The 24,986-nt window shown below is 39.8% G+C and carries 20 protein-coding genes and 1 tRNA gene; 10 read left to right on the top strand and 11 right to left on the bottom strand.

Annotated elements, in window-relative coordinates; translation table 11 throughout:
- Window positions 1–102 precede the first annotated feature (102 nt).
- A tRNA-Tyr gene (locus IE199_RS16035) sits at window positions 103–187 on the top strand.
- Window positions 188–524: 337 nt separating this feature from the next.
- Here the strand turns inward: IE199_RS16035 and IE199_RS16030 are convergent.
- Complete coding sequence (locus IE199_RS16030) at window positions 525–2,159, bottom strand: tetratricopeptide repeat-containing response regulator (protein ID WP_189772547.1); 1,635 nt, start codon at window positions 2,157–2,159, stop codon at window positions 525–527.
- 230 nt (window positions 2,160–2,389) lie between these two features.
- Here IE199_RS16030 and IE199_RS16025 point away from each other — a divergent pair, with 230 nt between their 5' ends.
- Complete coding sequence (locus IE199_RS16025) at window positions 2,390–3,799, top strand: DEAD/DEAH box helicase (RefSeq protein ID WP_189772545.1); 1,410 nt, start codon at window positions 2,390–2,392, stop codon at window positions 3,797–3,799.
- A gap of 4 nt (window positions 3,800–3,803) precedes the next feature.
- Here IE199_RS16025 and IE199_RS16020 read toward each other — a convergent pair whose 3' ends face one another.
- A complete protein-coding gene (locus IE199_RS16020) occupies window positions 3,804–4,253 on the bottom strand; it encodes a YaiI/YqxD family protein (protein WP_189772543.1) in 450 nt (149 codons plus the stop codon).
- A 164-nt stretch (window positions 4,254–4,417) separates the two neighbouring features.
- On the opposite strand from IE199_RS16020, the gene IE199_RS16015 reads away from it, so the two are divergent.
- Window positions 4,418–4,894, top strand: a complete 477-nt coding sequence (locus tag IE199_RS16015; RefSeq protein ID WP_189772541.1) for an acyl-CoA thioesterase — start codon at window positions 4,418–4,420, stop codon at window positions 4,892–4,894.
- Here IE199_RS16015 and IE199_RS16010 read toward each other — a convergent pair whose 3' ends face one another.
- The 7 genes from IE199_RS16010 to IE199_RS15980 all read right to left on the bottom strand — a co-directional run bounded on the left by IE199_RS16010 (window position 4,895) and on the right by IE199_RS15980 (window position 13,824).
- Window positions 4,895–6,184 carry a sensor histidine kinase gene (locus tag IE199_RS16010; protein ID WP_189772539.1) on the bottom strand — a complete coding sequence of 430 codons (1,290 nt, stop codon included), beginning with the start codon at window positions 6,182–6,184 and terminating at the stop codon, window positions 4,895–4,897. It lies immediately after the preceding gene.
- Window positions 6,174–7,547, bottom strand: a complete 1,374-nt coding sequence (locus tag IE199_RS16005; RefSeq protein WP_189772537.1) for a sigma-54-dependent transcriptional regulator — start codon at window positions 7,545–7,547, stop codon at window positions 6,174–6,176. Before IE199_RS16005 ends, IE199_RS16010 begins: the two co-directional genes overlap by 11 nt.
- A 91-nt stretch (window positions 7,548–7,638) precedes the next feature.
- Window positions 7,639–10,116, bottom strand: coding sequence for an FtsX-like permease family protein (locus IE199_RS16000; protein WP_189772535.1), 2,478 nt, complete (start codon window positions 10,114–10,116; stop codon window positions 7,639–7,641).
- Window positions 10,113–10,826: an ABC transporter ATP-binding protein gene (locus IE199_RS15995; protein ID WP_189772533.1), complete on the bottom strand. Its 714-nt coding sequence runs from the start codon at window positions 10,824–10,826 to the stop codon at window positions 10,113–10,115. Before IE199_RS15995 ends, IE199_RS16000 begins: the two co-directional genes overlap by 4 nt.
- A 16-nt stretch (window positions 10,827–10,842) precedes the next feature.
- Window positions 10,843–12,081 carry an efflux RND transporter periplasmic adaptor subunit gene (locus IE199_RS15990; RefSeq protein ID WP_189772531.1) on the bottom strand — a complete coding sequence of 413 codons (1,239 nt, stop codon included), beginning with the start codon at window positions 12,079–12,081 and terminating at the stop codon, window positions 10,843–10,845.
- A gap of 191 nt (window positions 12,082–12,272) precedes the next feature.
- Window positions 12,273–13,073 carry a substrate-binding periplasmic protein gene (locus IE199_RS15985; RefSeq protein ID WP_189772529.1) on the bottom strand — a complete coding sequence of 267 codons (801 nt, stop codon included), beginning with the start codon at window positions 13,071–13,073 and terminating at the stop codon, window positions 12,273–12,275.
- A gap of 118 nt (window positions 13,074–13,191) precedes the next feature.
- Window positions 13,192–13,824, bottom strand: a complete 633-nt coding sequence (locus tag IE199_RS15980; protein ID WP_189772527.1) for a thiol:disulfide interchange protein DsbA/DsbL — start codon at window positions 13,822–13,824, stop codon at window positions 13,192–13,194.
- 201 nt (window positions 13,825–14,025) lie between these two features.
- Here IE199_RS15980 and IE199_RS15975 point away from each other — a divergent pair, with 201 nt between their 5' ends.
- The 5 genes from IE199_RS15975 (at window position 14,026) to IE199_RS15955 (ending at window position 21,238) form a co-directional block, all read left to right on the top strand.
- On the top strand, window positions 14,026–14,775 hold the full coding sequence (locus tag IE199_RS15975) for a TIGR00266 family protein (protein WP_189772525.1): 750 nt from the start codon (window positions 14,026–14,028) through the stop codon (window positions 14,773–14,775).
- A 143-nt stretch (window positions 14,776–14,918) separates the two neighbouring features.
- A complete protein-coding gene (locus IE199_RS15970) occupies window positions 14,919–17,090 on the top strand; it encodes a putative bifunctional diguanylate cyclase/phosphodiesterase (RefSeq protein ID WP_189772523.1) in 2,172 nt (723 codons plus the stop codon).
- Window positions 17,091–17,264: 174 nt separating this feature from the next.
- Window positions 17,265–18,599 (top strand): GH1 family beta-glucosidase, encoded by a 1,335-nt coding sequence (locus tag IE199_RS15965; RefSeq protein WP_189772521.1) that lies wholly within the window; start codon window positions 17,265–17,267, stop codon window positions 18,597–18,599.
- Between the two features lie 13 nt (window positions 18,600–18,612).
- Entirely contained in the window at window positions 18,613–20,136 is a 1,524-nt protein-coding gene (locus IE199_RS15960) for an MFS transporter (protein ID WP_189772519.1), read from the top strand.
- A gap of 100 nt (window positions 20,137–20,236) precedes the next feature.
- The gene (locus tag IE199_RS15955; protein WP_189772517.1) at window positions 20,237–21,238 is read left to right on the top strand and encodes a LacI family DNA-binding transcriptional regulator; all 1,002 of its coding nucleotides are present in this window, start codon (window positions 20,237–20,239) and stop codon (window positions 21,236–21,238) included.
- A gap of 1 nt (window position 21,239) precedes the next feature.
- On the opposite strand, the gene IE199_RS15950 is transcribed toward IE199_RS15955, so the two are convergent.
- Window positions 21,240–22,877: a methyl-accepting chemotaxis protein gene (locus tag IE199_RS15950; RefSeq protein ID WP_189772515.1), complete on the bottom strand. Its 1,638-nt coding sequence runs from the start codon at window positions 22,875–22,877 to the stop codon at window positions 21,240–21,242.
- Window positions 22,878–22,967: 90 nt separating this feature from the next.
- Between IE199_RS15950 and IE199_RS15945 the strand changes: the two genes are divergently transcribed.
- Window positions 22,968–23,177, top strand: coding sequence for a cysteine-rich CWC family protein (locus tag IE199_RS15945; RefSeq protein ID WP_189772513.1), 210 nt, complete (start codon window positions 22,968–22,970; stop codon window positions 23,175–23,177).
- A gap of 22 nt (window positions 23,178–23,199) precedes the next feature.
- Entirely contained in the window at window positions 23,200–24,153 is a 954-nt protein-coding gene (pip, locus tag IE199_RS15940) for a prolyl aminopeptidase (RefSeq protein WP_189772511.1), read from the top strand.
- Here the strand turns inward: pip and IE199_RS15935 are convergent.
- The gene (locus tag IE199_RS15935; RefSeq protein WP_189772509.1) at window positions 24,150–24,914 is read right to left on the bottom strand and encodes a helix-turn-helix domain-containing protein; all 765 of its coding nucleotides are present in this window, start codon (window positions 24,912–24,914) and stop codon (window positions 24,150–24,152) included. The genes pip and IE199_RS15935 overlap by 4 nt on opposite strands.
- Between the last annotated feature and the right edge of the window lie 72 nt (window positions 24,915–24,986).

Below are 24,986 nucleotides of genomic sequence, written 5' to 3'. Positions count from 1 at the left end.
TTATGCTTAGCGACAATAGCGTTGTAGAAAGTTCCCATGTGAGAGTAGGACATCGCTAAGCTTTTATTTCGAACCCAGCTTACGCTGGGTTCAAACCGTTTTGGAGGGGTTCCCGAGTGGCCAAAGGGATCAGACTGTAAATCTGACGGCTCCGCCTTCGGTGGTTCGAATCCACCTCCCTCCACCATATAAAACAAACCGTCCTGTTAGGGCGGTTTTTTTATATCTGGGATTAATGGATGAGAAGTTATTCGACAAAATTGTCGGGAACAATTTTGAATGTGCTTTAGCACAGCCGGAAGGGTAAAAGGTAGGACACCTTTTATAATCCACCTCCCTCCACCATATAAATAAAGCTCGACGTAAGTCGGGCTTTTTTTATGTCCATTAAACTCGCCTTTGGGAACTCATTGGCTCTCTGATAACATCTTTAAATAAAATGACTATGCTTAAACTATTTAGCTTGTACAAAGCACGCTAATAAAGTTCTAAGTTAATCAAATCTTTAATTAGTATTACTAAGCTTAATGCCTGAAAGTATTCAATGCTTCATATTTGCTTTTTAGTTTCAAAAAGCGCTTATAGGATTCACTGTCTGGACTTAATTCGTTGAATTGTTTTATTAATACTCTGGCTTGTCGGATGTCTTCGATGCGTTCATTGTTAGTTTCATAAGACACCAGAAGAACTTGGAGAAGGTTTAACTTTACGCCGATATGATTTGGAAAGTGATATAGTGCCTGATTTAGTTTATCGATGGCCAAAGTATAATGTTTTGCTTTATATAAACTAACGCCAACTTCTAACGCCGTTTGAGCGGCAATTTTGTCTTGTTCGCTAATTGGTCTATCCGACATGGCAACAACTTCAGATAAAATTTCCATATTATCTGGATGAGCTTGTGCCAACCTTTCAAGCAATAGTTCTGCTTTACCTCGCCTTTGCATGGCAATCAGTGAACGTGCAATTTTAAATGAACCGTCAATGGTTATGACGTTTTTATAGACATCTAATAATCGCTCTGCTTCTTTTAAAGCACTTTTGGCTAACGAGTCATCTTTGGCTTTTTTGTGTAATCTAGCCATAAGAAACTGTGCAATCACCTTAAGTTCATTAGCTTGAAAGTCTCTGGTCATTTCACCAAGCACAGCAAAAGCCTTGTTGTTTAATCGCCTAATTTGAAATTCAGACAAGTCATCCGCATGATCAATTAAAGCCTCTGCAAACTGTATCGCATTTTCCGGCTTTTTATGGATTGAGTGGTAAGCTAGGTCATTTGTTTTAGATAACGCTGTCGTGGCTTTATCTAGATTGTTATTGTTAATGCACAGTTCTGCATATTTTTGTAACCGTGATACAGAACGAGGTGACACTAATAATGCGTTTTCCAGCGTCTCTTCTGCTTTTTCTGGTTGGCTATTCAATTGCTGAACTTTGGCTAGCCAGTCATATGCGGATAGGTAAAAGGGATTATCGTCAATGACAGCACTAAAATAGCGTTCAGCGTTAAAATAATCTTGTTCTATCATTGCAATCTTGCCCATACCAATGGCCGCCCATTGACAATTTGGGGTACCAAGGTATGCCTTGTAAATACGTTTTGCTTGTTCGTATTCTTTCAATTCAAAATGCTGACGAGATCTTATGCCCAAACACTCAAGCTTATAAGGTGTATTTTCTGCTATGTGCTCGCGGCATAAATGAATCACTTGTTTGCGATCGCCATTATCTAATGCTTGATAAATACCGGCCATAGCATGCTTTTTCTCAAAACAACGTGAAAGTCGAGCAGATAGATCTTTAATGGTATACGGTTTGACTAGGTATTCATCAGGTTTATGTTCAAGCGCAGCTAAAACCATAGCTTGAGACACTTCTGCTGTGATCATGATGACAATGCAGCGACGTGTTAAAAGGTTTTTAGAACGTAATTCTTCGAGGACTTGTTGACCGTTCTTGCGATTTTCCCCCAAATCATAGCCCAACAAAACAACATCATAACTATTGGTTTCGCATAAGTTCATAATATCAGGAGCATGATAGCTAGTATCAACACTTAACACTCCTAAACTGTATGCGAATATTTTCAGCGTATCGCGAGATTGCTTGATGTTGTCAACAACGAGGAAACGTTTGTCTCCATAATCAATATTGGCCATGAATTCCCTTTATTACTGTTACTACACACTTCGTTGGAATTAAAACCCTACGTTTGTTTAAACTGCAGAACATATATAAAGAGTATGCCAAATATGAGAAAAAATTGAAATTTATATTAAAGCCTGACCTCTTCGGCGAAACTTCTCAACATTAGGTCACTATATTTGCGCTGTAGCTAGCTATACTATAAGCTAGCGCGCCTTAACGTTATCACCTGTTTGAGTCATCTATGAGTTTTGCCAATTTCCCACTGTCACCTGAATTACAAAAAGCTATTTCTGAGCAGGGATATAACGAACCTTCACCTATTCAAAAGGAATCTATTCCTGCGATTTTAACGGGTAAAGATGTCATGGCGGCGGCGCAAACAGGCACAGGAAAAACGGCTGGTTTTACACTACCGCTTCTACAATTATTGCAGCAAGGACAAAAAGCCAAGGCTAATCAAGTTAGGGCGCTGATTCTTACTCCTACACGAGAGCTAGCGGCTCAAGTGGCACAAAGTGTTGCCACTTACGGTAAACATACAGCGTTAAGTAGCGAGGTTGTATTTGGTGGTGTAAAAATAAATCCCCAGATGATGAAACTGCGCGCGGGTTGTGATGTATTAATTGCTACGCCTGGACGGTTACTCGATTTATACCAACAAAATGCGATTAAGTTTTCACAATTAGAAGTGCTAGTGCTTGACGAAGCGGATCGTATGCTCGATATGGGCTTTATTCGTGATATTAAAAAAATTATGGCGTTACTGCCTAAGCAACGACAAAATCTTCTGTTTTCTGCGACGTTCTCGCCTGAGATTAAAGCATTAGCCAAAGATTTAGTGCATTCACCGATTGAAATTTCAGTGACACCACAAAATAGTACGGCAAAAACCATTGAACAAACGGTTATCCCTGTTGATAAGAAACAAAAGGCTAAGTTGCTAACGTTTTTGATTAAGGAAAACGATTGGCAGCAAGTACTTGTTTTTACCAAAACAAAACATGGTGCTAATCGATTAACTCGAGAATTGGAAAGTCAGGGCATTAGTGCCTCGGCGATTCATGGCAACAAAAGTCAGGGAGCGAGAACGCGTGCTCTTGCTGAATTTAAATCAGGAGATATACGCGTATTAGTCGCAACTGACATAGCGGCACGTGGCTTAGATATAGATCAATTACCACAGGTAGTTAACTACGAGTTACCTCATGTATCAGAAGATTATGTGCATCGCATTGGTCGAACAGGTCGAGCTGGGGTAAATGGCTTTGCTGTTTCTTTGGTTTGTGCTGATGAACATAAATTATTAGAAGATATTGAGTACGTTATACAGCAACATGTTGAGCGTAAAATTGAGCCTAGTTTTGAACCTGTAAATCCACTGCCACCATCGAGAGACATTAGGCCGCTGAAGAAAAAGAAACCTAAAAAGCCAAAAAAAGCAAAACAGCCGCAGCAAGCACATGAGCAACAAGCGGTAAAACAAGGTACAAAAAAGAGCCAGCCAGGTAAAAACAAATCACCTCAAAGATCACGTGGTGATAAGCCAAATGCAAGCGATAAAAAGCGTACAACTGAGCAAACTAAAAAGCCTAGTAGACGCCGACCTTATTCGCCGAAAAAGCCTAACAACCACGCTGCAAAAAACAGTTAAGCCGTTATTTGGCTAACTGAGTTAGCCATTTATCAAGTTCATTGGCAAAGGATTGCTTATCGGCTTGGCTTAGTGGTGCACTTCCTCCTGTGTCAATTCCGCTAGAGCGCAACGTATCCATAAAGTCACGCATATTTAACCGCTGTTTTATATTGTTTTTACTGTAAAGCTCACCTCTAGGATTTAACGCGGTTGCTCCTTGGTCTATCACTTCAGACGCTAAAGGAATATCGCTAGTTATCACTAAGTCACCTGGCTGACATCGTTTAACGATCTCATTGTCTGCAACATCAAACCCACTACTTACTTGAGAAAATTTGATGAATGGACTTGGTGGGGTTTTTAAAAAGTGATTAGCAATTAAGGTGGTTGGCACTTTACAACGCTGTGCTGCTCTAAAAATTATCTCTTTGATTGCGACTGGACAAGCGTCGGCATCTACCCAAATATTCATAACGACCTTTTATTAAGGAATGCTGCAAAAATCAGCTATTTAAGGCTATAGTAAAATAATAGTGTACAGGTAATTATACCAATTACATTAAATATTTAGTGCAGTTGGTATTGCTTGTATTTGCTTGTCAAAAATTTTTAGATAAATCACTCAAGGGCTAAATCATGACTGCACCACAACGAGATATAACACTGCGCTTTTTAGCTGAACCTCAAGACGTCAACTTTGGCGGTAAAGTACATGGTGGCGCAGTGATGAAATGGATTGATTTAGCGGCTTATGCATGCGCTGCAGGCTGGAGTGGTCGTTATTGTGTTACCGCGTATGCTGGAGGCATTCGTTTTGTTGCTCCTATTCATGTGGGGAGTTTAGTTGAAGTCGTTGCCCAAGTTATATATACCGGGAACTCTTCAATGCATATCGCACTACAGGTTCATGCTTGTGATCCTAAATCGTTAAATAGGCGCAAAACTACCCACTGTGTTGTTGTTATGGTTGCGGTTGATGAAACCGGACATAAAGTCGCGGTTCCTCAGTGGTTGCCCGAAACTGAAGAAGATAAAAAACAATATGAATCGGCAAAAAAATTAATGGAACTACGTGAGGAAATTGCCGATGAAATGGCGCGGCTGGACTTTTAGTTAATAGGGGAGATTTAAGGTGATCTTTGCGCCTTGGCTCTTGGAGCAGTTTTCGACAGAAAATTGACCACCATGATTAGCAATAACTTCTGCACAAAATGTTAATCCAATGCCTGACCCATGCGCTTTGGTGGTATAAAAAGGGGTTAGCACGTTCTGTAAATTGGCAAAACCAGGCCCATTGTCGGCTATAGTAATGGTTTGCATTTTGGGTAATGTTAAAGCAGTAACTGATACGACACATGAGCCGTTTGTACAAGCTTCAGCAGCATTTTTAAATAAGTTAATTAAAACTTGGGCGAGCTGTTTACTGTCGGCAAAACATTGTTCGTTACCGTGAAAATTCAGTTCAATCGACCTTGGTGCCATGGCTTTGGTTTCATCTAATAGCTCACGTAATGAAAACCAATGTGGTGAAACGGTTGGTAAATGTGATAATTTTGCGTATTCGTCGATAAAGCTTAATAAACGTTTACTGCGTTGTTGAATGCGTGCCATGACTTTACGGGTTTGTTGTTCGGGCAATAGCTCTTGGCTTAGTAGGGTATCTGTCATTGAATACATCGGAGTAAGTGAATTACGTAGCTCATGACTTAATACCCGTACTAAATTTTGCTGAGTCAGTGATTGTTTTTGCTGCAATAAAGCGGTGACATTAAAAGCAGTAAAGAGCCAATGTTTGCTTTCGTTTTGATGTGTTGAACTACTGTATTGAATGGTTTGGGTTTGCCATGTTTGATTGGAGCTTGTTTTGTTCGGCGAAAATGACACATGTGACAATTGACCATTTTGTTCGGTAAATCCAAGTTCTTTAGCAGAGCTACCGATTAACAGAGGCCTTTTTAACTGCTCGTTCATTGCTTGGTTGCGATAAATAAGCGTCAACTTGTCATCAAACAAACACACCGGGACGGGCCAAGTGTCTAACATGTAACTGAGAACATTATCCGTGCTATGGCATTCGTTTTTAAACTGATTTTGCGCTTGGGCTAAATTGACGATTTCTTTTTGAAGTTCATACAATAAATTTGCGCTATGTTGCTTTTTAAACTGCACATTACTAGCCCCTTCGCGCAGTGTTTGGCTGTAAATGGTAAGCTGCATAATGTTATTACGCCAAAATTGATAACATCGCCAGCTGAGCCAAATTAAGGGGTAACTGATAAAAAACACTAAGGTTATGATGGATAAACTAGCCCAACCCAATTGGTAACACAATGCTGCGCTTAGTGCCAAAATAGTGAAGACAACGGCAGCTAAACAAGCGATTAGCCCGTTTTCATGACTCATGTTTAATCTCAAATTTTTCTAAACGTCGGTATAACGCATTTCTTGATATTTCGAGTAGTTTAGCCGCTTCAACTACTTGTCCGTCTGTTACTGCCATGGCTTTTTCAACGAGTTGTTTTTCTGCTTGCTCTAATGGTTGTAAAACTACACTAGGTGCGTTGGTACTGGTTATCAGTTGTAACTGAGCCTCTGTGATTTCATTGGTGGTTGCCAATAAAACAGCACGCTCGATAACGTGACTAAGTTCTCGAATGTTGCCTGGCCACTGGTGCTGCTTTAATTGAGTTAGCGCCGTTGCTGACAAAGTTAACATGGGTTTTTGGTATTTTTGGCAGAACTTACTAATGAAACCGTTTGCAAGGGGAGCTACATCGTCAATCCTTTCTCGTAGTGGTGGCAAGGTAATTACCAAGGTGTTCAATCGATACAGCAAATCTTGTCTAAACAGTTGTTGTGTTACCAAGTCTTGTAAATTAGCGTTGGTGGCGCTGATCAAGCGCACATTAGACTGAAAGGTTTGGCTGTTACCTAATACCTCATATTGCCCAGTTTCGAGCACACGAAGTAATTTGGGCTGCAAATTAATAGGTAGTGAGCCTATTTCATCAAAAAATAACGTTCCTTGGTCTGCGAGTTGAAATCGACCTATTCTGTTTTGTTTAGCATCGGTAAAGGCGCCTTTTTGATGACCGAATAGCTCGCTTTCAAATAAATTATCAGGAATAGCCGCCATATTCACTGAAATAAAAGCTTGCTCAGCTCGTGTTGAAAGCCGATGAATACGTTGAGCTAATTGAGATTTTCCTGTGCCGTTTTCCCCAAGGATCAGGATATTGGCATCTGTTGGCGCAATTTGCTGCACTAAGGATTCTATTGCTTGCATTGACTGTGATTGACAGATCCAATCACTATGCGGTGCTTGGCTTAACAGCTGTTTAAAACCTGAATTTTGCTGTTCAAGTTTTGAATGTTTTAGCTGCTGTGCAATGGCATTTAATAATTTATCTTTGTGCCAAGGTTTTTCAAAAAAGTCGCAAGCTCCTTGCTTTAGCCCTGTAACCGCTAATTCAACACTGCCCCATGCTGTCATTAAGATCACAGGAATCTGCAATTGTTGTAGTTGTTGCAGTATATCAAGTCCTTCTTGGCCACTAGTGGTATCTCGGCTGAAATTCATATCGAGTAATACCAGTGAAGGAGAGTGCCTGTTTGCTTGAATAATGGTTTCCTTGCCATCAACTGCTTCGATGACTCTGTAACCTTGATTAGTTAATAACAGTTCAAGAGCCAAACGAATATCGTCATCGTCATCGGCAACTAAAATGGTGGCGCTGTACGTTAAATTATTGGCTATTGGGCTCATGATTTCCAATTTACATAAAAGTTATCAATAACTAAGGGCGAAGAATATCGCCCTTAGTTTACCTCGTTTGTCTGATACTTAAAGTGTTAGTTTATTCTTCTCGTAGTGCTTGCATTGGATCGTGTTTAATCACTTGCCAAGTTGGGAGCAACACTGAAAGTACAACAATACTTAGTAAGCCAACATCAAGTATTGCTAAGGCGAGCCAATCAAAACTAGGTAGCATGGAAAGTTGTTGTTGAATGTATTCGTACCCAAAAACTGACAAAATAAAGCCGACACCTAAACCCAGTGCTAACATCAGCACGGCATCTTTCAAAATCAGTGCCACTAAACTGCGCTGTTTGGCCCCGGTAGCCATGCGAACTGCCAATTCATATTTACGGTGATTGGTGGTCATCTGTGTTAAGCCTGCCACGCCAATAGCAGCTAAAAGCAAAGTTAAAGCAGTCATGGTTAATACTACGGCTAAACTTATGCGTTTATCTTTAGTTAAATCCTGCCAAACTTCATTTAACGATTTGACCTCAAAATTGTCCAATTTTGGATATAATTCTTGCAATTTCTGGTTTAACTCGTCTTTTGCTATTTCTTGGCCCTCAGGTAGTTTAACAATAAAAGTTAATTCACGACCTACACCGATTGACGTCAGATAAGCAACCGGAAAGTGATTGGCAAGATTTGGTTGATTGATTGTTGTTGGCACTATGCCATTGATAATTACCCCCTCGGACATAAATTTGGCCTCTTTCCCAACAATTTCTTCCAGTGGTAGCTCTGGATATAACACTCGGGCAAAGGTTTCATCGATAACAACACGTTTTTCATTCTGTTGGATTTGTTCTTGAGTAACATTAGCGCCAGCCAAAAATGGAATTTGAAATGCTTCAAAGAATTTTGGACTTAATGCTCTAGTCTCATACATAATTTGCCTATCAGGTTCCAATTCATCGGTAAAAACACTGATTGATATAGTATTAGAAATTGCGCCTTCGCCAGCTATGATAAGCTCACTATTTGTTACAAGGCTTTCTATGTCATTGCCTATTTGGTCGCGAAACGCCTTTATTTCACTGGTTTGATAACTGTCATAGGTTTGCACTTTTTCTAACCAAGCTTGGTCAATAACTTCTGCACGAATTTGATGTAAGTTTTCTATAGTAAACCCGAGTTCTCGATACACAGTTTTGTAAGCTTGCATGGCGAGCATCACTGATGCGGTTAATAAAATTGAGGCGATGGCAAGTTGTAGAATCATTAATCCACGTGAAATTGCTTGATTACTTTGAGCTTGAATACCTTTACCGCTGCTATTTAAATTATCATTTAACGCGGTTTTGTTAATATCGAGTAAGGCGACCATGCTAAATAATACATTAAGCATTAAGACAATAAGTAATGCTACAGCGATGACAATTGCATCAATTGACATGCTTTCAATCATCGGGAAATTATCGCCTGCAATATAAGGAATACTTTTAATTAACCAACCTGCGACAATCACGCCCGTCACCGCAGCGAGTATAAAGCTTGGCAGATTCTCCAGAATAACTAGCAAGCGCATTTTCAAAATACTTGCGCCTAAACTTAGCTGAATGGCAAACTCTTTTGTTCTTCCTTGGTAATGTGCAATAAATAAGTTTAACAAGTTTAATGTCGCCATAATAAGCAAGCCTATTACCGCGCAAAAAAGAGTAATAATAATAGGTTGGCTTTCTCCAATTAAACTTTCGCGATAACTTTGCGTTTTAAACTGGCGACCAGTATTTTTTAAAAAATTTAAAAACATGGTGACACCATCACCTTGCAAGTTGTTTTTAATATGATCATCCATCCAACTATTAAACTCTTCTTCACTGGGCAGTTGCACGTCTTTGTGCTTTGCTTTAAGTAAAATTGTTTTTAGGGCGCCGTTAACATCAGGTTGTTCTGGCTGGTTTTTTAGTTTACTTAAGTTTTGTATATGCCATATTTGTTGTGCCAGTACAGGTCTAGAGCTGTTTATCGCCATAACATCTTCAATGACACCGGCAATAATTTTGCTTTGATCATTGATGGTTACTTGTTTTCCAATGACATTATCTAAGCCAGAAAATACTGAGTGCCACAGAGATTCAGATATCCAAATATAGCCTTCAGGATCGAGTTTTGTGACGTTATCACCCAAGATGAGTTTTGCACCAAGCACCTCTAAAATTGTATCCGACGCAGTAATGTCAGTTGTTGCATAGCTGACATCATTGATGCTGATGCTTTGCTCTGAGGTTGTCATGGCACCCCAAGTACCTAAATCACCGTATTGTTCGTTGACATTAGATAATCGTTGGAAATTCATAAAAGCAATTTGAGGCAACCCATCGCCAATCAGCAGATGATAGTTGATACTCGTAATCAATTTTTCATTACTGACCCCCTTTAATGGTTTGAACAATAACGAAGAGGATATGGCAAAAACCGTTAACACTGCACCTAGGGTTAACCCTAAAGTTAGAATTAGCGGAATACTTAATTTGGGCAAGGTAAAGATGCGAGCAATACCTGTGAAAAATGAACGTTGGTATAAACTCATGCAACCCCCTGAATTGGCGAAGAGGTATCTTGTGTACTTTCAGTCACAATTTGACCGTCGAGTAAGTGGATTTGACGACTAGCACAGCGCGAGTAGCGACTATCATGAGTTACCATAACGATAGTGGAGCCTTGTTTGTTTAAGTTTTCGAGTAATGCCATCACTTGGTCGCCATTTTTACTGTCCAAGTTTCCCGTTGGTTCGTCCACTAAGATTAAATCTGGTTCGCCAACTAAAGCTCTGGCAATGGCTACACGTTGCTGCTGACCACCTGAAAGTTGATTCGGGCGATAATGTTTGCGGTGCTCCATGTCCACTTGCGCAAGTACCTGTTCCACGCGACGGGTAACTTCAGCCTTTTTAGCCCCTCGATGTTCAAGAGGTAGAGCAACGTTTTCAAAAACTGTTAAAGAATCAATTAAGTTAAATGATTGAAAAACATAACCAATGTGCTTATTGCGAATATCGGTGCGTTGATCAACTTTTAAACCTTGAGTATTGATGCCAGCTAGTTGGTATTGGCCTTCGCTGGCAACATCCATTAGTCCCATAATAGAAAGTAATGTAGATTTTCCACAACCTGAAGGGCCAGTAATAGCAACAAATTCCCCTTGAGTTATGGTTAATGAAACACCCTGCAGCGCGTGAGTTTCAATTTGTTGTCCATCGTAATGTTTGTGGAGGTTGGTCATTTGTACAATTGTTTTCATTATTATTCCTCAGCACTTATTGGGTTAATTCTAATGTTGAATAGTGTTTATATTCGCTCATATCAGAGCTAACAATCTGATCATTGGTTTTTAAACCTGACGTGATCAAAAGCTTTTGTTGAGTTAGCTCGCCAAACATTACTTCCTGCTGGCGTAAAATATTTTGTTCGTTTTTGACAAATAGTTGCTGCTTACTTCTTGGCCTAAGCCCTGGTGCTTGTGCAATGTAACTGGCGTTTTGTTCATGCCTAACAAACACTTGCGCTGAAATGGCTAAAGAAGGGCGAGCATTGCTGGTTAATGGTCCGGTAATTTCTGCCTCTGCCATAACGGCACCATTGGATACAACACTTTCTATACGGATAATTTTGGCCGTGACCTTTCCCTTTTGGCTATCAATGATAACTGGAGCGTGGATATCGATTTGATCAGCTAAATGTTGGGGTAAACGTAAACGAGCGATAAGTTCTTTGTCGCTGCCAACTTTGGCAATGGAGTGGCCTTGGTTTATCGACTCGCCCAACGCTACATTTAGCGACTGCAAAGTGCCTTGAATACCGGCAGTAACATGCATATTTGCTAAACGTTGCTCTAACATGCTTACTTGTTTTTGTTGTTGCTCAATAATGATGTCACGTTGAGTGAGCTGAAACCCCTGCATTTCAACAAATTGGGCATATTTTTCTTGTTCAAACTCTAAACGCTTTTTTTCCTGTTTAAGGTTTAACGTAGCGCGTTGTAATTCGATTTTCGAAGCGACACCTAAGGTTAATAAGCTTTGGTTTACCGAGAGTTCCAAGTCATACTTTTCAATATTTGCTTTGATGTCGGCAATTCTGCCTTGATAATTTAATCTTTCATTTTGCTGTTCGTATTTAAATGCTTCACGTTGCGCTTTTTGCTGAGCTAATTGGCCTTGCGCTTCACTTACTTGTTGCTCTAACTCTGGGTTAGCTAATGTTAAGATCACCGTATCTGGTGATACGATAGCACCAGGCCTGACTAAAATCTCAGAGACTTTTCCATATGCGGGCGCGGTTAACAATCGTTCTTTGGCTGAAGCAAACTCGCCAAAAGCTTGCGTATAAATATCGAGTGGCCCCGCTTTTACCTGTCGAAAAGACAAGGTATTAATATCGATAGATTTAGTTGTTTTAGTGCTTGCAGCAACACCAGCAAACAATAAAAGTGTGATAAATACACCCGCGCCGAACCACTTGTTGTTAAAACGTGACTTTTTTAATGTAATTTCCATCTGACCCAATAGTGAAAATAGTAACTTGGCGATGTAAATGAAATATTTATGCCAAAAGAAAATATTTAATATATTCAGGTGTTTATCGGTTTTGTTTTATGGTGTAGGAAAGATATTTGTTCGCTTTTAGTAATGAGAGTAACAAAATCGAACATGGAGTTATTCAAATCAGCTAGTTTGGCATGATGAAACTAGTCGATATTTTCTGGTAGGCACCCAGGATCAACATAACTATTAAATAAACCCGTTAGTTCTCCATCGGCTAAGGTTTCAGCGAGAGCCTGATTAAAGTAAGCGACAAATTCGTGCGAAACAGATTGTTTATTAAAAATAAAATGAATATCGGCTTTTGATAACAATAAGGGGTGAAGCACAAGGTGTTTAAATTGTTCTTTATGAATGACACTGCATAACACAACGTCGTCATCAATCACTAGGTCCACCCGATTCAATTGTAGCATTTTAAGACGTTTAACTGCGGTATCGGAAAAGACAAAGCCATTATAATCGCGTTTAGCTTGTTCTAATTCATCTCCATACCAACCTGCTAGGTTAATACCAATGGCTTTATTGGACTTTATCAGCTCAGCTAAAGAATTAGTCTGAGCAACTTGTAGATCGTCTGCTCGGTATGCGAATCGGTTATGCTCGACGCGATAGGGAATAGAGTAGTGGAAGGACTTTTCTCGTTTTGCCGTTCTACTGGCACCTAATCCTATATCAAAATAGCCACCAGTTAACTCAAATAAAGTCCTACGTTCAGGAAAGTGCACAATTTCTAGCTGACAACCCATGTTCGCCAATGTGGCTTTTAATAACTCAACATCAACACCAGTTGTCGTGTTTTGGTCTATGCGATTAACGTAAGGGAACCAATCGGTTGTTAATGATAATTTGAGTGGTTTTGCGCATTCGCCTAGCTGGTTGATGGAATTGGCTTGTACAAAAACACTGCTGTACAGACAAATGCAAAACAGACAAACACGCCACATAGAGAACCCACTACTTAATTTGAGCAACTAGAGTTAATTATAGATGAATAAAACTTAGAAAATAAAAAAACGCCAGCAAATGCTAGCGTTCTTTGATAAACAATTAAGCTATGTATTTCTATTTTTTCAATAAATACTCAATGATGTTTTTGTAATCTTCTATTAAATTATTTCCATCTAGTTCTCGAGCATTGATTGCGTATTTACCATTAACCACAAACGCTGGTACGCTACCAACAAAACGGCCTGCTGATAGTTTATCTTGCATTTTCTTGTCTCGCTTAACTTTGCTCATTAATGAAAAGCTTTTAAGTCCCTTTTCAAAATCTTTTGCATCACCGCCAGCAGCAACAAATATCTTTTTCACATCGTCCACACTGGTAATAGATTTGCGCTCAGTTTGTAAGTAAGCAAACGCTTTACTGTTGTATGCTTTGGCGATACCTACTTGTTCAGCAATTACCATACCTTGGCTCAACATAAATTGTGTTTCTGAACTAGCGGCAGGCATGAAATCGACGTGAGTTTTTTTCAAAGTTACGCCGTCAGGAAATGTTTTTTCAATTTCAGGTAAATATGCTTCAAAACCTCGACAAGCGGGGCAGTAATAAGAAAAGTACTCTCTTACCTCTGGTTTATTTGTTGGCTGTCCAGGAATCACTTTGTAGTGCTTACCTTCTTCATATTTAGCCGCTTGTGCTGCAAAAGGTATAGCTACAATTGCCAGTAGGGCAACTAATAATTTTTTCATCGGTCAGTTCTCTTATTATTCATTTAATAGCGAAAAGAATATTACCACATTCACTTCTGTGAACAATATGGCAGTAATCAGATTAATCTGAGCTTAATAGACCGTGACTTTGTCATTTTGTTTAACGAAAACCTGTAAAAATTTATGTTTATTGTTATTTTATTAAGTAAACATCGACAGCATCAAAGATAAGGATGGGTTATGCGCAGTCACGAAATTGATTATCAAATTATTGGCCACTCGATGCAGATGGTTGAAATTGAGTTAGACCAAGGTGAAACGGTAATCGCAGAAGCAGGCGCCATGAATTACATGGAAGAGGGCATTGAGTTTGAAACAAAAATGGGCGATGGTTCAAACGCTAATCAAAGTTTAATGGGTAAGTTATTCTCTGCGGGCAAGCGTATGTTAACAGGCGAATCAGTGTTTATGACTCATTTTACCAGTCACAAGCTTGGTAAAAGTCGAGTTGCTTTTGCTGCGCCATATCCAGGTTCAATTGTTCCTATCGACTTAGCTCAACATGGCGGCAGCATTACTTGTCAAAAAGATGCTTTTTTGTGCGCAGCGTTAGGCACTAAAGTGGATATTGCTTTTAATAGGCGTTTAGGTAGTGGTTTTTTTGGTGGCGAAGGCTTTATTTTGCAATACCTATCTGGTGATGGCATGGCGTTTGTTCATGCAGGCGGCACTGTAATCGAAAAGCAGTTAACTGGCGAAACACTGCGCTTAGATACTGGCTGTTTGGTGGCCTTTAGTGATGGCATTGAATACAGCATAGAAATGTCATCTGGCTTGAAAAGCATGTTTTTTGGTGGTGAGGGGTTGTTTTTGGCGACATTACGAGGCCATGGCAAGGTATGGATTCAAAGTTTGCCATTTTCGCGCTTAGCCGATCGTATTTTACAACATGCTCCATCAGCAGGTGGTTCTAGCCAAGGTGAAAGCTAAATAAAGTTTATTTACCTTTGCTTACAAATTAAGGCCTTGGTAATTTATAGTATTTAGCCTTTATTGATCCAGCGCATTGTTTTTAAATCGCTGGCTAAGCGATAATCGAAACCTTTTATTGAATAAACACTTCGGGCACTTTTATGGTTGAAGAGAAAGTTAAATCCATCATAAGTAATTTATCGAACTCTAGTTCAACCAATTATATTGAAGTTATTTGTTTGTCATTGGCGCAAGCGATAAAGGCCGACTACGTTTTTATTGCCAAGCTAGACAAGTATCACACTGAAGCCACAACGTTATCATTAGTCACGCAAACACAGGTGCTTGATAATTTTACCTACGCGTTAAAGTCAACTCCTTGTGAAGTTGTGGGTACAGGGCAAGTCTGTAGTTACCCAAAAGATATTCAACAGGCCTATCCTGATGATAAGTTATTAGCGGACATGCAAGTAGAGGGATATGTAGGTATTCCGCTAGTCGATCACGATAACCGTGCACATGCTATTTTGGTTGCGCTTTATTGTTCCCCGATCACCAATAAACAAGAAGCTACATCCTTGTTTTTATTATTCAGTGGCTTGATTAATAAAGAGTTAGAAAAGCAGCAAGTGTTAAATGAATTAAGAACACGTAATGAAATTATTGAAAAAAGCAAAGAAGCGATCTTAATTTGCGATAAAGACAATAAAATCATTAGTGTTAATCGCGCTTTTACTCATATCACAGGTTACAATTTTTCAGATGTGCGAGGCAAAAACCCAAGTGTTTTGAGTGCGAAGCGTGAACATATTAGCTTTTATCAAAAAATGTGGGCAGATTTGCATACCAAAGGCTCTTGGACTGGCGAACTTGTTAATCGCAAAAAAAATGGCAAGTCTTTCCCTGAGTGGCTCTCAATTAATACCATTCGAGATGAAGATCAAAATATCAGTCATTATGTCGCTTTCTTTTTCGATATTTCTAAACGTAAAGCGGCAGAAGAAAAAATTTACCGCCAAGCTAATTTTGATCTGTTAACAGGGGTCGCTAATCGTTTCTATTTTATGGATAAGTTGACGACAACTATTCATGCCAAATCTGTTGCACAGTTCCAATCAGCATTATTGTTTATGGATCTCGATTTGTTTCAAGAGATCAACGACGTTTACGGTCATGATGCAGGTGATGAATTACTAAAAAAAGTGGCTGAACGTCTTAACGACTTGCTTGAGGAAAATGATCTGCTGGCGCGGGTTTCAGGTGATGGTTTTGCGATATTAGTAAATGCTGTGATATCGGAAGATGCTGTTAATGATTTAATCACACGAATATTAATTAGTTTCAGTAAGCCATTTTACATTAACGACGTTATGCTTAATTGCACGCTTAGTATTGGTGTTGTGCCATTTTCTACCGATGAAGACAGTGCTGGTACGGTATTGAAAAAAGCGGAACGCGCTATGTATCACGCAAAATCTTTGGGTAGAAGTTCCTATAGTTATTACACGCAGGAATTAGACAACGCAATTCGTTACCAACTGAAAATGAAAGCAGATCTTGCGTATGCTATTAAACATCGTCAACTATCATTAGCTTTTCAGCCTATAGTTTCATTAGCCGAAAACAAAGTGACAAAGTTTGAAGCTCTGGTGCGTTGGCAACATGGGGAACAATGGATTTCACCTGCGGAATTTATTCCACTGGCTGAGCAGTTTTCCTTGATAAAACCTCTTGGTGAATTTGTTTTGTCTGAAGCATGTCGACAGTTGAAAAAACTGAAAGCCAAAGGATACCAAGACATTGTTTTTAATGTTAACCGCTCGGTGAATGAAATCCCTCTAAGCGCCAATGAAAACGATGAATGGTTGTTAATGATAGATATGTATGGTCTGTCACCGGCTGATATCTGTTTTGAATTGACTGAAAGTGCGTTAGCCCCCGATAAACGCAATAGTGAAGTGTTATTTAATAATCTGCGGGCAGCAGGCGCTACTATCGCTCTAGATGATTTTGGTACAGGTTATTCTTCACTGGCTTACATTAGACGTATTCCACTTGACTATATCAAGATTGACCGTTCATTTATTACTGATATGTCAGAAAACCCTGATGATAAAATTTTAGTATCAACCATTATTGCCATGACCAAATCGTTAGGTAAAAAAGTGGTAGCAGAAGGCGTTGAAACCATAGAGCAAGTGGAGCAGTTGCAACAATTGGGTTGTGATTATATCCAAGGATTTTATTATTCAAAACCCATTGCGGCATCTGATATTCCAGCATTTATTGATAATTTTTCCATGCTAAATGTCCCCTGTGTCTCGGCTGAATAAGCACAGGCCTACCGACACCACATCAATCAGAATAGACCAACTTTTCATTGAATAAACTGCGCTAGTTAGTGCGGTTTATTGCTTATTATTTAAATAACACCTAGAGTTATTGGAAGCGCTTTCATTACTGATCGAATGAAGGTGTACTTACAATGTATTAAACAGGTATATGCCATGATATTACAACTTCCACAGGGCTCTAGTATGCGACATCGCGACTTTGTATTTGGTGTCGCTACGGCTTCTTTTCAGATTGAAGGTGCTCGCGCTCAGCGATTACCTTGTATTTGGGATACTTTTTGCCAAGTACAAGGAAATATCGCGGATGGAACTAATGGCGATGTGGCGTGTGATCATGTCAACTTATGGCAGTCAGATATCGAATTAATTGCAAACTTAGGTGTTGATGCATATCGACTTTCTATATCGTGGCCTCGTGTGATAAATGTAGACGGTTCCGTAAACACTGAGGGTATGCAGTTTTATCTTCAGATACTCGATGCGCTCAATGCCAAAAACATTAAAGTGTTTGTTACCTTGTATCACTGGGATTTACCACAACACCTTGAAGATAAAGGTGGCTGGTTAAACCGTAATACTGCTTTTAAGTTTCAAGAATATGTGGAGCAAGTGGTTGAAACTTTTGGAGACCGGGTTTATGCGTATGCGACATTAAATGAACCTTTTTGTAGTGCATATTTAGGATACGAGATTGGAATTCATGCGCCTGGCAAGACAGGACGCAAAAACGGTCGTCAAGCAGCACATCATTTATTACTCGCCCATGGATTGGCTATGCAAGTGCTTAATCAAAGAAGCCCCAAAACACTTAATGGTATTGTTTTAAACTTTACTCCTGGTTATGCACTGTCTGATTCTTCAGCTGACAAACTTGCCACCATTGCAGCCAATGATTACCACAATTATTGGTATGCAAGCCCCGTCTTGAGCGGCGAATATCCGCCGTTTATTTATCAGCTTCCTTTAGATGAAAGGCCAGATGTATTGCCTGGAGATATGGAAATAATTCACCAACCGATGGGGTTTTTAGGGGTAAATTTTTATACTCGTGCTGTCTATCAAGCTGATAAGGAGCAATTCTTCAAAGAAGTGTCTTTATCTAATGTTAAACGTACTGATATTGGCTGGGAAATTTATCCTCAAGCCTTTACTGATTTATTGCTTGAGCTGCAGCAACGATATGAGTTACCTGACATTTATATCACAGAAAATGGTGCTGCTTTTGACGATTGCATCGAGCAAGGAGAAGTAAATGATATTAAGCGGATTGATTATTATCAGCAACACTTACTCGCTATTGATAAAGCCATGGTGCAGGGCGTAAATGTAAAAGGGTATTTTGCTTGGAGTTTAATGGACAACTTTGAATGGGCAGAAGGCTATAGCAAACGTTTTGGTATTGTTTATGTTGACTATGCTACGCAACAACGTACTGTAAAGCAAAGTGGTCAAGCATTTAAGCGCTTTATCGAAGAAAGTAAAAGCTAAGAAGGGTTCGGCAATGCCGGTACTATCGGTTAAAGAAAAAATTGGATATGCCATGGGAGATGCTGCTGCCAATTTTGTTTGGCGTGGTGCACTTGCTTACCTTGCCGTTTTTTATACCGACACCTTTGGTATTAGCGCAGCGGCCGCGGCTGTTTTATTTTTGGTGGTGCGATTATCTGATGGTATCACGGACATCATTATGGGCATGATTGCCGATCGTACTCAAACACCATGGGGTAAATACCGGCCATGGGTGCTTTGGTCTGCACCCTTGTTAGGTTTATTTATGGTGCTTTGTTTTACTACGCCTAATTTATCGGACAATGGCAAACTCATTTACGCTTATATTACTTACCTTGGGTTAACACTCGCCTACACCATTAACAATGTACCTTATTCTGCACTGATGGGCGTTATGACAACATCAGATACAGAGCGTACAAATTTATCAGGCTATCGTCTCGCAGGAGCCTTTGCTGGCGGATTATTGGTGATGGGGTTCTTACCTGATTTGGTGGCTTACTTTGGTCAAGGCGATGATGCAAAAGGTTATCAATGGGCCATGTATGTTTTTGCCAGTTTACTTATCGTGATGATGATCATCACGTTTATTAGTACCCAAGAAAGAGTTACAACGCCGCAATATAAAAACCAACACTTAAAAACAGAACTATGGGATTTAGGTAAAAGTTTACCAACTATCATATTGCCACTATTCGCTGTGTCGCTGTTTTTTTATTATCGAGATTGGTATTCAGCAAGTTTTTGCATCGTTGTTATGTTGTTGCTGGTATTAAAAAGTAAAAAACTGGTTAGCAAACCTAATGCACAATTGACCAGTACTCAACAAGATATAGTTGATTTAATTCGTAACAGCCCTTGGTTAATCTTGCTCGCCATGGGGTTTTTAACCATGATGTTTAACGGTATTAAGTATGGCGTGATAGCTTATTATTTTAAATATTACATCGCTGATGAACTCTTGGTAGGTCAATACTTTGTGCTGTTACTTGTCGTCTCTATTCTTGGGGCGCTAAGCACCAGTTGGTTGGCAGAAAAAATAGGAAAACGGGCGTTATTTATTACAGCATTAATGCTGAGCGGATTGTTTACGGGGGCTCTTTATTGGATACCACAAGACCAAGTGAGCTGGGTTTTCTTGCTTGGTGGCGTTGCTGAGTTTTTTGCCGCAATGATGCCAACGCTGTTTTTTACTATGTTAGGAGATGCGGCCGATTATTCAGAATGGAAAAATCAACGCAGAGCAACCGGGTTGACTTATGCGGCAGGTACTTTTGTGCAAAAAACAGGAAGTGGCTTTGCTGGTGCTTTAGTGTTGGTTGTATTAGCTGACTATGGCTACAACGGTTTGGAGCAATCTACAATTGAAGGCGCTTTGCCCGGCATGCAGTTGTTAATGAGTTGGATCCCCGCAAGTTTTGCCTTTGCAGGCGCATTTTTGATGTTATTTTACCCGTTAAACAAAACCTTAATGGCGCAAATGTCCAATGAATTGCGTTTACAACGAGCTCTATAATATCAGAACCTGCTAAGTTAGACAGGTTCTCGTTTAGTCGAGTTATATGATAGGCTTAGGGTAATGCCTATGCAGTAAATATAGAGGTGTAAAGGATTGTATGGCCACTATTTACCAAGTATCTGAATTAGCCAAAGTCTCATTGGCTACTGTGTCTAGAGTAATGAACGGTAGTTCACGAGTCAGTGACAAAACACGAGAAAAAGTGCAGGCCGCGATGAAGGAGCTTGGCTACCGACCCAATATCATCGCACAATCATTAGCGTCCAATCGTAGCCTTTGTGTTGGTATGCTTGTTTCAGAAATTCATGGACCTTTTTTTGGCCAAATGATGAGTGGTGTCGAAAGTGAACTTCGTGCTGCGGGTAAACATGTCATTATAGCTGCTGGACATAGTGACGAAGCAAAAGAAAAAGAAGGCATTGAATTCTTAATTAGCCGACACTGTGACGCCATAATTCTGCATGTTGAAGCGGTATCTGATGAATACCTAATTGAACTGAGCCAAGGGGAGGTTCCCATTATTTTGGTTAGTCGTTATGTGGAGCAGTTAGCCGAGCAATGTATTAGTTTAGACAATGAATATGGTGGATACCTGGCGACAAAAACCATGATTGAGCATGGTCATCGCGAAATAGCCTATGTCGCGGGGCCACAAACTAAGGCAGATGCTGTTGCACGATTAAAAGGCCATAAAAGAGCTTTAGCTGAACATCAGTTAACCATTTCGGAAGATTTAATTTTTGAAGCTGAATTTAAAGAACATGGTGGTATGCTTGCGCTGGAGCACTTCTTAAAACTAAACAACAATTTTACCGCGTTAGTTTGTGCCAATGATGAAATGGCCTCCGGAGCGATGAGTTATGCGCGAAGTCATGGTCTGCATCTTCCAGACGATTTATCAATTATTGGCTTTGATAACGTTGTTTTTGCATCACATCTATATCCCAAACTATCCACGATTGAAAACCCAGTTCATCAAATGGGGCAAATGGCAGCAAGAATTGTATTGCAACAGGTTTACCATGTGCAGCAAGAAGAAATACAGCACCAATTTGAACCTATGTTAATTAACCGCGACTCGATAGCTGACTTAACTTAGTTTAAGTTAATTTAAATCGAGTCACGACGCTTGTTAAGGTGTCACTGTTAGATTTCAATTCATTACTCGCGGTGTTGAGTTTTTCGGTCATTTTCGCTGATTCATCGGTCATAGTGGCCAGTTCATTAATGCGTAAATTAACTTCATCAGCAGCATTAGATTGTTGTTCGGTTGCTCTGGCAATTTGACTGTTCATATCTGAAATAACTTCTATTAAATTGTTAATTTCAGATAGCGCTGCATCTGCTTGTTGGGCATTTTCAACTGTTTGTACTGAGGTAGTTTGGCTTGATTGCACCGCATTAACTGCCTCAGTCGCGCCATTTTGCAGTTTTTCGATCATCATCTGAATTTCATCGGTACTTTGCCCAGTTCTACTGGCTAATGTTCTGACTTCATCAGCAACAACAGCAAAACCTCTACCTTGTTCACCAGCTCTCGCAGCTTCTATTGCTGCATTTAGTGCTAAAAGGTTGGTTTGATCGGCTATGCTACGGATAACATCTAACACTGCACCAATATTTTGTGAGTCCGCTGCTAGTTTATTAATGACGACACTTACGCGATCAACTTCTTGTGAAAGGTGTTCAATACTTTTTATGGTATTTGTTACGACAGATTTACCCGATTCAGTATTTATTTTAGCCTGCTTTGCCGCTTGTTCAGCTGATAGGGCGTTATTGCTCACCTCTCTTATATTTGCTGTCATTTGCTCCATTGCCGCGGCAACTTGCGTGGTATTGTCATTTTGCTGCTGAATAACCCTATTATTTTGCTCACTTGTTTGGCTTACGATATCTGCTCCTTGCATGACATGCTGTGCATTGTCGGCAACGTCATGCAGTGAACGCCTAATTTTGCTGATGAAAGCATTAAAAAAGTGAGAAAAGCCTGATATTTCATCATTGCCTCTCGCATCTAGCTGGCGTGTTAAATCGCCATCACCCTCTGATATGTTCTTCATTAATGCAGTCGCTGCTTGTGCAGGCGATGAAATGCTGTTACCAACAACCAAAACAAAAATACTAGTCACTAGGCCTATCACGATAAACAAGCTAACCACTACCACCAAATTTTCAAAAAATATGGTGTCTACATTATCGATATATATACCTGAGCCAATTATCCAATGCCAAGGAGCGAACTCAATAACGTAAGAAAGCTTTTCTACCGGTTCCTCTGCCCCTGGCTTAGGCCATTTGTATGGAACAAAACCTTGGCCACTTGCTTTAACAACATTGACCATATCGACAAATAATGCCGTGCCATCAGGGTCCTTGACTGAGGTAAGTGATTTACCATTTAGCTCAGGTTTAAAAGGGTGCATAATCATGGTTGGTGTAGCATCATTAATCCAAACGTAGTTGTTATTGTCATAACGAAAACTCTGCAATACGGAGGACGCTTGTATTTTTGCTTGTTGTTCGGTTAAGGCGCCACTTGTTTGCAGTTGATGAAAATGCTTAACCACACTGTAAGCAGATTCGACGATCTGCTGCACCTTTTGTTGCTGTTGAACATAAAGCGCATTATGCTGTGAGCTAAGTAAAGAAATGCTAAGTATGAGCAGGCCGATTAAGGTGCAACTCAATATCAGCAACAGCCTTGTTCTAATTGAAAAGTTTCTTAGTATTGTCATGATATTTCCTTAATACCATCCTTGTTTAATCCTAGGTAATATTTTGCAGAAATACCAAGTATTAACGTATCTAATAGACGGAGGTTTGATATGGCGCAAAGAATGAACACCTCGCAATGTCCTCTTTGTCAAAGGTCTAATCATTGCGGTGTAAACAGTGATATGCCGTGTTGGTGTATGTCAGAAACGTTTCCTGAAGGTTTATTAGAACAAATACCGCAAGAGCAGCGATGTATCTCTTGTATTTGCCAAGCGTGCGTTAAAAAATACCAACTTGAATCTGGAAACAAAGCTAAATAAAAACAGTTAATAAGGTCACTTGATGAATCAACTTTTTCCTGAAATTTCCCCTTATGCTTCTGAGCATTTACCCGTCGGCGATGGTCATGAAATTTATCTAGAACAATGTGGAAATCCAAAAGGTCAACCTGTGGTGTTTATTCATGGTGGACCTGGTGCAGGCGCTTCGACTACTGATAGACGTTTTTTTGATCCTGAGCAATACCGCATTATTTTGCTCGATCAACGAGGTTGTGGTCGTTCAAAGCCATTTGGTAGCTTGGTCAGTAACGATACCAAGCATTTGGTTGCCGATTTAGAGCAGATTCGTAAGCATCTCGCTATTGAAAGCTGGCATGTTTTTGGCGGCTCTTGGGGCTCTACTTTATCACTGGTATATGCGCAAACTCATCCTGAGTCAGTGAAAAGCTTGGTTTTACGCGGCATCTTTCTTGCTCGAGAAGAAGATAATCAATGGACTTTTGATCATGGAGGCGGCACACGTATTTTTGCTGATTATTGGCAAGAGTATTTAGATGCATTACCGAAAGGAACAAAAAAAGGCAACATTGCGCATGCTTATGAATTGATGATAGGTGAAGATAAAGACCTGGCTCATCAAGTTGCAAAAGCTTGGGCGCGATGGGAAATTAGCTGTTGTACATTAGTGCCTAACGAAGAGTTTTTAAATGAGTCAACCAGTGATGAAAAGTGTTGGACCTTGGCTCGCCATGAAGCACACTTTTTACATAACAGGTGCTTTTTAGAAGATAATCAAATATTGAATAATTGCCACCTAATTGCTGATATTCCTACCACGATTGTCCATGGCCGTTATGACATTGTTTGCCCATTTGATAATGGCTGGTTGCTACATAAAGCCTTGCCAAAATCTAAGTTAGTGATCAGCAAAACCGCAGGGCATGCGTCAATTGAACCTGAAACAACACATCACTTAATTGATGCGACCAATGCTATGTTGGCATTGAGCAACTAAAGGCTTAGAGATTTTAAAAACTGTTTAGGTGACAGACCTACCTGTTGCCTAAACATAAAAATAAACGCTGAGCTTGAGTCATAACCCAGTAAGCTCGCTATATTTGCTATGTCATCTCCCTGAGCTAAGTGTTTAATTGCCACTTGTACATTTAATCGCTTACGCCATTGGCTGTAAGTTAAGCCTGTCTCTTGTTTGAAACGCCGTGTTAATGTGCGAGCAGATAGATTGACAAACTTCCCCCATGACACCAAGTCACTTTTTAACGCTGGATGTTTTAAAATTCGCTCAACAATGACCATTAGTTTTTCGTGTTGTGGGTAAGGCAAATAAGTATCGCGAACAGGTAGTTGTTCAAGGTAATATTCGATCAACTCTACCAGCGTACAATGGCGAGCTAGCATCTGTTCTGGTTGCGGTAAATTCAGTGATTCTAGCATCATGGCATTAAAGAACTTACTACCTTGCAAAACTCGCGGCTCATTCAACCATTGCTCTATTGCTGTTTGAGAAAAATATAAACCCACCAATTCAGCATCAGTTTTTGCAATTAACTCATGTTTAACGTTAGCGGGAATTAAAATGCCGTGACCTGCTGGTACTATGTATCTACCCGACAAAGTAATAACAGCTAATACACCTTGTAAAACAAAGAGTAATTGTGTTTTGGGATGTTGGTATAAACTTACACCTGCCAGTGCGGGAATTTGCCTATGCTGAATATTAAAACGCTTAGGATCTTTATCAAGTTTAGCTGTCACTTTATCAACACCATATAGAAAAACGACTTTTATATGTCATAAAGTGTTGATGAAAAACCACCATTTTTCAAG

This window comes from Thalassotalea marina, assembly GCF_014656435.1.
In the GTDB taxonomy this organism is placed as follows: Bacteria; Pseudomonadota; Gammaproteobacteria; order Enterobacterales; family Alteromonadaceae; genus Thalassotalea_C; species Thalassotalea_C marina.
Note: the sequence above shows the minus strand (reverse complement) of the source record. Positions and strands in the feature narration are given on the sequence as shown.